This window comes from Tessaracoccus yangjingae (assembly GCF_054483935.1).
Genome location: NZ_CM137014.1, coordinates 2,066,570 through 2,077,097, shown reverse-complemented (window position 1 = coordinate 2,077,097; position 10,528 = coordinate 2,066,570). Strand labels below are relative to the sequence as shown.

At 66.0% G+C, this 10,528-nt stretch carries 11 protein-coding genes and 1 pseudogene; 5 read left to right on the top strand and 7 right to left on the bottom strand.

Annotated features, from left to right (window positions below):
• Positions 1 to 3: 3 nt before the first annotated feature.
• The 4 genes from ACX1D3_RS09200 (at position 4) to ACX1D3_RS09185 (ending at position 2,770) form a co-directional block, all read left to right on the top strand.
• The gene (locus ACX1D3_RS09200; protein WP_078919621.1) at positions 4 to 633 is read left to right on the top strand and encodes an NAD(P)-dependent oxidoreductase; all 630 of its coding nucleotides are present in this window, start codon (positions 4 to 6) and stop codon (positions 631 to 633) included.
• Positions 633 to 1,070 (top strand): MarR family winged helix-turn-helix transcriptional regulator, encoded by a 438-nt coding sequence (locus ACX1D3_RS09195; protein WP_078919622.1) that lies wholly within the window; start codon positions 633 to 635, stop codon positions 1,068 to 1,070. Before ACX1D3_RS09200 ends, ACX1D3_RS09195 begins: the two co-directional genes overlap by 1 nt.
• Entirely contained in the window at positions 1,067 to 1,933 is an 867-nt protein-coding gene (locus ACX1D3_RS09190) for an SDR family oxidoreductase (RefSeq protein WP_078919623.1), read from the top strand. The genes ACX1D3_RS09195 and ACX1D3_RS09190 overlap by 4 nt, the downstream gene beginning before the upstream one ends.
• A gap of 69 nt (positions 1,934 to 2,002) precedes the next feature.
• The gene (locus ACX1D3_RS09185; RefSeq protein ID WP_078919624.1) at positions 2,003 to 2,770 is read left to right on the top strand and encodes a YfbU family protein; all 768 of its coding nucleotides are present in this window, start codon (positions 2,003 to 2,005) and stop codon (positions 2,768 to 2,770) included.
• 97 nt (positions 2,771 to 2,867) lie between these two features.
• On the opposite strand, the gene ACX1D3_RS09180 is transcribed toward ACX1D3_RS09185, so the two are convergent.
• The gene (locus ACX1D3_RS09180; protein WP_458993609.1) at positions 2,868 to 4,103 is read right to left on the bottom strand and encodes an IS256 family transposase; all 1,236 of its coding nucleotides are present in this window, start codon (positions 4,101 to 4,103) and stop codon (positions 2,868 to 2,870) included.
• Positions 4,104 to 4,241: 138 nt separating this feature from the next.
• Between ACX1D3_RS09180 and ACX1D3_RS09175 the strand changes: the two genes are divergently transcribed.
• Positions 4,242 to 4,946, top strand: a complete 705-nt coding sequence (locus tag ACX1D3_RS09175) for a DUF3800 domain-containing protein (protein ID WP_458993610.1) — start codon at positions 4,242 to 4,244, stop codon at positions 4,944 to 4,946.
• A 162-nt stretch (positions 4,947 to 5,108) separates the two neighbouring features.
• Here the strand turns inward: ACX1D3_RS09175 and ACX1D3_RS09170 are convergent, their stop codons facing one another.
• From ACX1D3_RS09170 to ACX1D3_RS09145, 6 genes and pseudogenes are all read right to left on the bottom strand, one after another.
• Complete coding sequence (locus ACX1D3_RS09170) at positions 5,109 to 5,951, bottom strand: hypothetical protein (protein ID WP_078919626.1); 843 nt, start codon at positions 5,949 to 5,951, stop codon at positions 5,109 to 5,111.
• Positions 5,952 to 6,200: 249 nt separating this feature from the next.
• Positions 6,201 to 6,560 (bottom strand): annotated as a pseudogene (locus ACX1D3_RS09165) (TIGR02391 family protein); the annotation flags it as partial.
• A gap of 55 nt (positions 6,561 to 6,615) precedes the next feature.
• Entirely contained in the window at positions 6,616 to 7,851 is a 1,236-nt protein-coding gene (locus ACX1D3_RS09160) for an IS256 family transposase (RefSeq protein WP_458993609.1), read from the bottom strand.
• Between the two features lie 208 nt (positions 7,852 to 8,059).
• Positions 8,060 to 8,848 (bottom strand): IS21-like element helper ATPase IstB, encoded by a 789-nt coding sequence (gene istB / locus ACX1D3_RS09155; RefSeq protein WP_458993608.1) that lies wholly within the window; start codon positions 8,846 to 8,848, stop codon positions 8,060 to 8,062.
• Positions 8,848 to 10,047: an IS21 family transposase gene (istA, locus tag ACX1D3_RS09150; RefSeq protein ID WP_458993607.1), complete on the bottom strand. Its 1,200-nt coding sequence runs from the start codon at positions 10,045 to 10,047 to the stop codon at positions 8,848 to 8,850. The genes istB and istA overlap by 1 nt, the downstream gene beginning before the upstream one ends.
• Positions 10,048 to 10,099: 52 nt before the next feature.
• The gene (locus tag ACX1D3_RS09145) at positions 10,100 to 10,441 is read right to left on the bottom strand and encodes a hypothetical protein (protein ID WP_458993606.1); all 342 of its coding nucleotides are present in this window, start codon (positions 10,439 to 10,441) and stop codon (positions 10,100 to 10,102) included.
• Positions 10,442 to 10,528 lie beyond the last annotated feature (87 nt).

The window sequence follows — 10,528 nt, the reverse complement described above, 5'->3', positions numbered from 1 at the left end:
GGCATGTGTGTTGTTGCGTTGTTCGGTGCCACCGGTGGCACGGGTCGCAGGGTGTTGACCAGGCTGGTGGCTGCGGGTCACCAGGTGCGGGTGTTGGTGCGTGACCCTGCCGGGCTCCCTTCGGTCGACGGGGTTGTGGTGGTGGTCGGTGACGTCCTTGACCCGGCCGCGGTGGGGGAGACGGTCGCCGGGTCGCAGGCCGTGATCAGTGTGGTCGGGCAGGTGAAGGGTTCCCCGCCCACGTTGCAGGCCGACGGGACCAGGCTGATCGTCGAGGCGATGCACCGCCACGGCGTGGCGCGGCTGATCACCTTGTCCGGCGGCGGGCTCCGCGCCGAGCAGGACCGGCCCAAACTTCCCGATCGGATCATCCGTGGGCTGCTGCGGTTGCTGGCTGGGCATGTGCTGGCCGACGCCGAGGGCCACCTGAGGGTGCTGCAGGGCTCCGGGTTGGACTGGACGGTGGTGCGGGGACCGCGCCTGACCGACGACCCCGGCCTGGGCCGGTACCGGGTCGGGTGGGTCGGGGTGGATGCCAGCACCAAGATCTCGCGCGACGACCTGGCCGACTTCATCATCGGCCAACTCGACGATCAGCGGTTCACCCGTTGCATGCCGTTCGTGAGCCACTGATGAGCGGCCGGGCAACGCTGATCGGTGGCGCGATCGAGGCGATCGTGATGTGGAGCAGGGTCATGGACTCGCATCGGATGATCCCCTTCGGGGAACTGAACCTGAGCCGGGCCCAGCTGGAAGTGCTGTTCCACATCGCCCACAGCCCGTCCCCGGCCACCCCCGGAGCGATCGCTGCCCGGCTCGGGGTCACCGCCGGGGCCGTCACCCAGCTCGTCGCCGGGCTGAGCGACCTGGGCCTGGTCCGGCAGGACCGCGACACAGTCGATGGCCGGCGCCGGCTGCTGGTCCTGGAACCCACCGCCCAGCAGCAGGTGGCAGGGTTCGAGCAGGCGATCATCAACGAGTTGTCTCCTCGGTTCGATGGCCTCAGCGATGCAGAGCTCGCGACCCTGACCGGGCTGCTGGCCCGCACCACCAGCGAGGCCACCCGATGAGCACAGTGTTCCTCACCGGCGCCACCGGGACCGTCGGAGCCGCCGTCGCCGCGCAGCTAGCCGCCAGAGGCGAGCGGGTGATCGCCGGGGTCCGCTCCGGCCACGCCGCGCGCCGGCTCCCCGACGGCGTGGAGGCGCGACTCTTCGACTTCGCCTCCCCACCCGAGCAGCTGCGGCGCGTCATGGGCGGCGCGGACCGGCTGTTCCTGATGCGGCCCCCGCAGATCGCCGACGTGCAACGGTTCCTGATCCCGGTCATCGATGCTGCGCAGGATCTCGGGATGCGGCAGGTGGTGTTCCTGTCCCTGCAAGGGGTCCAGTTCAACCGCAACACCCCCCACCACCAGGTCGAGGCCTACCTGAAAGCCACCCGGGCGCCGTACACGATGCTGCGACCCAACTTCTTCATGCAGAACCTGTCGAGCACCTACGCCGCCGACATCGCCCGCCACAGCGAGATCCGGGTACCGGCCGGCAGATCACGCACTGCGTTCATCGACGCCCGTGACATCGGCGCCGTCGTCGCGAGGGTGCTCACCGAACCAGGGCACGACCGCAAGGCCTACACCCTGTCTGGGGAACAGTCCCTCAGCTACACCGATGTCGCCCAGATCATGAGCCGCGTCCTCGGCCGGCCCATCACCTACACCCGCCCCACCGAACACGAGTACCTCGCCCAGCTGGCCGCCGACGGCCGGCCAGCCGACTACATCGCGGTCCAGAAAATGATCTACCGCGTGGTGCGGCTCAACGCCTCCGCCGTCCCCAACCGGAGCATCAGGCGACTCACCGGCAGCCCAGCCACCCGCTTCGACCGGTTCGTCAACGACCACCGCGACCTGTGGGAACAGCGCGCCTCCTGACCGGGCCGAGCATCCTGCAGTATGCTGTATGACGACGCTACAATTTTGTCATATTGTAAAGGAGTTCGGATGGCTGTGTTGAATGTGCGGGTCGATGACCACGTCCGCGATCAACTCAAGGAGCTGGCAGACGCCAACGGGGTGACGCTCAGCGAGTACGTCCGAGACCTCCTGATGGAGGCAGTGGTCCCCGTGTCTGAGTCGCGGCCGCACCACGGTGATGAGCCTGCACCGGAAAGCATGAGGACCACCGATCGTCAGGTGCTGGCGCTGCTGCACCGCATCCTTGGTCGGGTGCTGCCCGAGGGCTCGAACGACGTCGACGGCGACCTGGACTACCAGCTCCGGCGCGCGAGGATCCTGGAAGATGGATTCGCCGGCGAGTACTGGCTGGAAGTGGCAGGGCTGAAGACGGAACTGTCGAAGCGAGACTGTGGCCGCGTCTCCGACATCCTCCAGATGTTCCGCATCCTCACCTTCAGCATCGACCACCTCAAGCAGCAGGGCACCCCTGTAGACGACGAGCTGGCCCGCCAACTGGAGTTCCAAGGTTTCGACCACAACGACTCGCTGGAAAGCCACATGGCGTCCTACGTTGAGTACCAAATGCGCGATGACCGCTGGAGAGAGCTTCAGCCACAGGTCGAGCGCAACGACCGCGGCAACTCCCACCGCCTGATGCTCGACACCTACATGCGGATGCTGTCGGAGTATCGACGGGTCAAGGACGGCCGCGAGCGCGGTTTCGGCCGGTTTGACCAGCTGCTGACCCTCGAGGAGTTGCAGCAGGTCGCCGACGCGCGGGTTCACCCTTCGAATCGTCTGGGTGCCCAGTGACGCCTACGACCCACCCCACTTCGGGGGCCATCGCCTCAGGCCAAGGCGGCTTCACAACTGGTCAAGTCCCGGCTAGTGGTGTAGCGGGGTTCCTTCGTTAGGCGGTGAGGGCTAGGGGCTCGGTCACCTCCTCGGTGGGGACGGGTGTGAGGCGGCAGCGGGTGAGGATGTCGAGTCCGAGGTAGCGGCGTCCTTCGGCCCATTCGTCGGTTTGCTCGGCCAGGACGGCTCCGACGAGGCGGATGATTGCGTCGCGGTTGGGGAAGATCCCGACGGCGTCGGTGCGCCGCCGGATCTCCTTGTTGAGGCGTTCGGCGGGGTTGTTGGACCAGATCTGGGTCCAGACGTCGCGCGGGAAGCTGGTGAACGCCAACACGTCGGCGCGGGCCGCGTCGAGGTGTTCGGCGACGGCGGGGAGTTTGTCGCTCGTGTAGTCCAGGAGCCGGTCGAACTGGGCCTCGACGGAGGCTGCGTCGGGTTGGTCGTAGACCGAGTGGAGCATCGCTTTGACCGCGGGCCACATCGTCTTCGGGGTGACCGACATGAGGTTGGCTGCGTAGTGGGTTCTGCAGCGTTGCCAGATGGCGCCGGGCAGGTTCGCCGCGATCGCTTCGATCAAACCAGGGTGGGCGTCGCTGGTGACGAGCCTCACCCCGCCTAGGCCGCGGGCGACCAGGTCGGCGAAGAACGTGTTCCAGGCTGTCTTGGTCTCGGAGGTGGCGACCTGCAGGCCGAGGACCTCGCGGTGGCCGTCGCCGTTGACGCCGGTGGCCACCAGCACGACGGCGTTGATCACCCGGCCGCCTTCGCGGACCTTCATGGTGAGCGCGTCGGCGGCGACGAACGTGAACGGGCCGGCGTCTGCGAGGGGACGGTGGCGGAACTCGTTGACGTGCTGGTCGAGCTCGGCGGCCATCCGGGAGACCTGGGACTTCGAGAGTCCGTCGATGCCCAGGGTTTTGACGAGCTTGTCCATTCGGCGGGTGGACACCCCGGCGAGGTAGCAGTCCGCGACCACGGTGATCAGGGCGGTCTCGGCTCGTTTGCGGCGCTCCAGGAGCCATTCGGGGAAGTAGGAGCCGGTGCGCAGTTTCGGGACGGCGACGTCGACGGTGCCGACGCGGGTGTCGAGGGGTCGGTGGCGGTAGCCGTTGCGTTGCGCGAGCCGGTCGGCCGAGGGCTGGCCCCATTCGGCTCCGCAGACCTGGTCGGCGTCAGCGGACAGGAGGGCGTTGATCAGGGTCTGCAGGAGGGTGCGCATCATGTCGGGCGAGGCCTGGGTGAGCAGGTTGCCCAGCACGTGGGCGGGGTCGACAATGTGTGGAGCGGTCATCGTGGTGATGTCCCTTTCGAGAGAGCTGTGAGAGGTGAACTCGAAGGATCCCACGGTGACCGCGCCATCGTCTTCCGACTCGGCCACCGGGGCTACACCACTATGAGGGACTTAACTTCACAACTAGGATGCAGGTCCATGCCGCCCTCCCTTGATCGCCTGATCTACATCGACGACTCGGGGCACCCCCAGTCCGGATTAGTGGTGTTCGGGTGGATTGAGTTCGCTCCGGACCGCTGGGCCGATGTGCTGCGCGTCTGGCTGGACATGAGGAAGCGGCTATGGCGCGAGTTCTCCATCCCCATCGTCCAGGAGCTGCACACAACCGACTATGTCAACGGACGAGGCCGGATCTCCACATACCTGCCTGAGCGTCACATTCATGCCGGGCAAGCGCACTGGAAGGACTTCGGCAGGGAAGTAGCCACCGAGTGCCTCGAGACACTCCGTTCCACCGAAGGGCTCCGCGTCGGGGCGGTGTGGAGACGAGGCGCACCGCAGGAGCTCCACCATACGAAACAGCAGACCTACGCCGCCCTCATCACCCGCATCGAATCGGAGTTGCACGACTCCGATTCCCTGGGGATGGTGTTCATGGACGGCGACGGCAGCGACACCACCTACAGAGCCGCCCACCGGAACCTGAAACTCTCTGCCCGTAGAGTCATCGAAGACGCGGTACTCACCGACTCGAAACACTCTCAACTGGTCCAGATGGCAGATCTGGTGGCGTGGAGCGCCAACGCCCACATCGAGCCTCACCGAGGCAACCAGTTCGCGTGGGACTGGTACACCCAGTACCTCTCAGAACGCGACCCGCAGCGGGCACCAACACCCATCTAGCCGTAGAAACAGCAAGACCCCCTGATCCACGGGAGTGGGGGGGTCTGCACCACCAACGATAGATGATCCAGAGCCCGAACTCCAGCCCCGGAACAGTTTGCTTCGGTCGCCGCCCGCCCCAGAGACTCCCAGGTCACAGAAACACGCTGAAGGTGGCGTCGTTCAGAAGTCCTGCTCTGCCCGCCGAAGGATGTTGACGAGAAGCACCGTGGCGTCGGCGGCGATGCCGGAGTCTCGACGGGTCGGCTCGGTCTGATGCTTCACACTGTGGGCCAGTTCGATGACGGGGCGCACCACCGAACGAACCTTGGCTTTCTCCTTCCCCGCCAGCGAGTCCTCGACGTAGCGCTCCAGGCGCTGCTTGGACTTGTCGCGCGCAGGCAACTCCTCACCTTCACGCAAATGCTTCTCCTGGTCATACACCACCTCCCCGACAGCCTCCAGCACCGCGACACATCGGTTGCCGACATCCCGGTAGTCCTGAGCCGTCCGGGCAGTGCCGAACCTCTCACGGAGCGCCGCCACCTCAACATCCACACGAGGCCAGCCAGTCACGGCGTGAGGGGAGACGGCTTCCGCCACACCACCGGTTCCGCCCTCGAGCATCGTCTCCAGCGACTTGTAGACGGGATCGAAGAAGCCTGCAAGGATGATCCGGCGAGCCTGCCAACTGTTGTAGCCGGCGTTCTTCAGCCAGTACGAACGGAATTTGCTGAAGTCACGCCACGGCAGGCTGAACTGGATACCCACCCGTGCCAGAACCACGGCCAAGGCGCGCTGGGCCAGGGCGATGTCCTTGTCGTCCAGCTTGTTGTGGCCACGCGTCCCATACTCCTCGTACTCGTCATGAACGAAGGTCGCCAGGCTCAGGGCAACGTCGATGTCACGCGCGTCGAGTCTCCCCTCTTCCGCGAGTTGGATCACCTCGCGATTCAAGACCTCGCTTGAAGAACCCCAAACGTCCGCAGGGTTCGGAGAGAGCATCAACCAGTCCTCGTCCTCCATGGGTCAACTCTCCCAGACAGAGGGACTGCTGCTCGTCTCGGCGGAGGGTTGGTTAGGCAGTCCCTCTGGAGAACCCCTGGCGTCTACCGGCGTCTCGCAGTGCACGGGGTGGCTACCCACTCGGATCGGAGGAGCTCTCTTGAGAGCCCTGAACTCCAGGAGATGACATAAGGCGGGCTCTCGGGCACGGCGCACCAGGCCGAGCTCAGTTGCCACGGTCGTCGTCGTAGAAGAGGGGCTCGCTGTGGCTCAGCCGCTCTCGACTACACCGGCTTCATCTGTCCAGCGTGCGATGACCGAGAGCACGGCCAAGTGCTCGAGAGCTTGCTGCTCAGTCCACTCTTCCTCCTCGTGTGCTGCCACATTTCGGATGCCGGCGAACGCTCCCTGGGCCAGCAGGTGGAGTCCTTGCTGCCTGGACTGCCACGACCGGTCGGACCTGTCCCCGGCAAGGTGGAGTCTTAGTTGCCCGTCCTTGGGCGGGTCAGGTGCAAAGACTTGCTGAACGAGTTCTCTGTCGCTGAGTGGCGAGCGTGCACGCTTCTTCACACTCGCTGACAGCGCGACCGTGGCCTGCTGCACAGCAACTCGGTACTGCCCCGTGCGCCAAACGGCTGACGCTGCAGGGTCAAGTCCCGGCTAGTGGTGTAGCGGGGTTCCTTCGTTAGGCGGTGAGGGCTAGGGGCTCGGTCACCTCCTCGGTGGGGACGGGTGTGAGGCGGCAGCGGGTGAGGATGTCGAGTCCGAGGTAGCGGCGTCCTTCGGCCCATTCGTCGGTTTGCTCGGCCAGGACGGCTCCGACGAGGCGGATGATTGCGTCGCGGTTGGGGAAGATCCCGACGGCGTCGGTGCGCCGCCGGATCTCCTTGTTGAGGCGTTCGGCGGGGTTGTTGGACCAGATCTGGGTCCAGACGTCGCGCGGGAAGCTGGTGAACGCCAACACGTCGGCGCGGGCCGCGTCGAGGTGTTCGGCGACGGCGGGGAGTTTGTCGCTCGTGTAGTCCAGGAGCCGGTCGAACTGGGCCTCGACGGAGGCTGCGTCGGGTTGGTCGTAGACCGAGTGGAGCATCGCTTTGACCGCGGGCCACATCGTCTTCGGGGTGACCGACATGAGGTTGGCTGCGTAGTGGGTTCTGCAGCGTTGCCAGATGGCGCCGGGCAGGTTCGCCGCGATCGCTTCGATCAAACCAGGGTGGGCGTCGCTGGTGACGAGCCTCACCCCGCCTAGGCCGCGGGCGACCAGGTCGGCGAAGAACGTGTTCCAGGCTGTCTTGGTCTCGGAGGTGGCGACCTGCAGGCCGAGGACCTCGCGGTGGCCGTCGCCGTTGACGCCGGTGGCCACCAGCACGACGGCGTTGATCACCCGGCCGCCTTCGCGGACCTTCATGGTGAGCGCGTCGGCGGCGACGAACGTGAACGGGCCGGCGTCTGCGAGGGGACGGTGGCGGAACTCGTTGACGTGCTGGTCGAGCTCGGCGGCCATCCGGGAGACCTGGGACTTCGAGAGTCCGTCGATGCCCAGGGTTTTGACGAGCTTGTCCATTCGGCGGGTGGACACCCCGGCGAGGTAGCAGTCCGCGACCACGGTGATCAGGGCGGTCTCGGCTCGTTTGCGGCGCTCCAGGAGCCATTCGGGGAAGTAGGAGCCGGTGCGCAGTTTCGGGACGGCGACGTCGACGGTGCCGACGCGGGTGTCGAGGGGTCGGTGGCGGTAGCCGTTGCGTTGCGCGAGCCGGTCGGCCGAGGGCTGGCCCCATTCGGCTCCGCAGACCTGGTCGGCGTCAGCGGACAGGAGGGCGTTGATCAGGGTCTGCAGGAGGGTGCGCATCATGTCGGGCGAGGCCTGGGTGAGCAGGTTGCCCAGCACGTGGGCGGGGTCGACAATGTGTGGAGCGGTCATCGTGGTGATGTCCCTTTCGAGAGAGCTGTGAGAGGTGAACTCGAAGGATCCCACGGTGACCGCGCCATCGTCTTCCGACTCGGCCACCGGGGCTACACCACTATGAGGGACTTAACTCGCTGCAGACCACATCAATGGGTGCATGCTATCGACGGCGCTCGAAAGTTGAGCAGTTTCGGCGCTGGAATTGTGAGCGGTTGTTGGCATGTTAGCTCTGCTCGGCTCTGATGCTGGGCAGGGTGTCGATCTCGCGGTCGCGGAGTCTGTAGCTGGCGCCTTTGAGGGCGATCACGTCGGCATGGTGGACGATGCGGTCGATCATGGCGGCGGCGACGATCTGGTCGCCGAACACGGCGCCCCAGCCACTGAATGGCAGGTTTGAGGTGAGGATCAGGGAGGCGTGTTCGTAGCGGGAGGACACGAGTTGGAAGAACAGGTTCGCGGCGTCTTGTTCGAAGGGGAGGTAACCGACTTCGTCGACGATGATCAGCCCGTAGCGGCGTAGCCGGACGAGCTCGGCGGCGAGGCGGCCTCTGGCGTGTGTCTCGGTGAGACGGGTGATCCAGTCGGTGGCGGTGGCGAACAGGACGCGGTAGCCGGCTTGGCAGGCGCGGATGCCCAGTGCGGTGGCCAGATGGGTCTTCCCGGTGCCGGGTGGGCCGAGGAGCACGATGTTGCGGTGCTCGGCCAGGTAGGCCCCGGACGCCAGTGCCAGGGCCTGGCTGCGGGCGGCGGGTTGGTGGTCGAAGTCGAAGTCGTCGAGTGTCTTGCGTCCGGGGAACCCGGCGGCGCGGATCCGCAGCTCGGCCCCGGACGCGTTCCGGGCCGATACCTCGCGTTCCAGGACGGCGGCGAGGTAGTCCTCGAAGGTCCAGCCGGCGTCACGGGCATGTTCCGCCAGTCGGGCCGCGGCTTGCGTGATCCGGGGAGCCTTCAACGCGGCCGCGAGATGGGTGATCTGCTTGAGCGCCTCGACGCTCGTGGTCGGGCCGGGCATCACAGTCCTCCCTCGAGTCCGAACGCGCGGTCGTAGTCGGCCAGGTCCCGCGCCAGGTCATCACTGGCATGGGGGGCGGGATGCTGGTGAGCGTGACGAAGCCGAGCCGCCCCCGCGACATGGGCGGGATCGGTGACCGTCTGCCCCCGTGCCCAGAGCCGGGCGTGACGGGCAACGGTCCTGCCATCGGCGCGGACCCAGACCTGCTCAAGGTCCGCGGTCACGTCGATGGGACGCCCGATCATGCTCGGGTCGACGGAGTAGTCGTTGGTATCGACCCGGACGTAGTAGTCACGGCCCAGCCGGATGTGGTTACGCCATCCCAGATGCAGCACCGCCGGTGGCAGTGGCAGCATGTGAGCCCGATCCGTCGGCAGGAGATCGACCGGGCGGGCCTTGATCGTGCGGACCGTCCGCTGGTTCGCATCCACCAGCCAATCAGTGAGCTGCGCGTTGAAGTCGGCCGGGGAGACGAAACTGCGCCCCGGCATGAACGAGGTCTCGAACCAGCCGTTACGCCGCTCGACCAAGCCCTTCGACTCCGGATCCCGGGGGCGAAGAAGCACCACCCTGGTCGCCAAAGTTCCGGCGAACACCTGAACCGGAACGGTCGGGCGACCCCGCCCGATCCCCGGCTCATTGTCCCAGATCAGCCGTCGAGGGACCGCGCCGAGCTGGCGTAGCAACTCCCACGACCCCAACAACAGATCCTCGGTCTTGCGCGTGGGGATCATCCTGGCCAGCGTGAACCGTGAATGCGCAGCGGTCATCACCAACACCGGCAACAAACTGCGTGACCCGTCCTCCAGCATGATCTTCTTCGGCGGGAACCACAGATCACACTGCGCCGCGTCCCCCGGCGCCCACGTCAGTCGATCCGCCGGATCCGGTCGCCGCTGCGCCGGACGCAACCGATTGACATTGTCACGGAACCAGCGGATCGATCCCGTCCATCCGACCCGCTCCGCGACCACCGTCGACGGCATGTCCGGGGTCTCAGCCAGTAACTGCCGCACCCTCGCCTCGAACGGCGTGAACGACGTCACCTGCTCACGACGCACGTACTTCGGCGGGCCATCCGACCGGACCGCCTTCGCGACCGTGTTCCGCGAGATCTGCAGCCTCGCAGCGATCCTCGCCTTCGGCACCCCCTCGGCCGCCAGCCGCCTGATCAGTGCCCAATCCTCCATCGTGATCACACTCCCATCGTCGAAGAGTGCTCACTTTTCAAGCGCCGTTACCGCCCAACCTTCAAGCGCCGTCGAGATGCATGCCATCTGCCGAGAGAGTCGGAGCATCGGGTGCAAGGCGCCTCGCCCATTCGTCCTGATCACGAAGCACTCCGAGGGCTTGTCGAATGCGGCTGGCGATGTTGGTCGAGTCGTACCCCAACGGCATCAGGCCGTCTAGGAGTCTCGGGTCAAGCGTCCGCAGGATTCTCTCGACGGTGGGCTGGAGTGTCTCGGCCTCATGATCAGTCGCCCTCATCGAATCCGTGTAGCTTGCATAGCTGACGCTTCGATACGAGCTCTCGTATCTCTCACACAGGTCCAAGTAGTGTTCGAGCCGCTCTTGCATCCATGCCCTGTCCATGAGCGAAGGCTAACGGGCCGAGCCGTCAAGACGCTCAAGGCGACGGACTCGCGCATCGCCCGTGACGAAACGACCAAGGATCTCCGC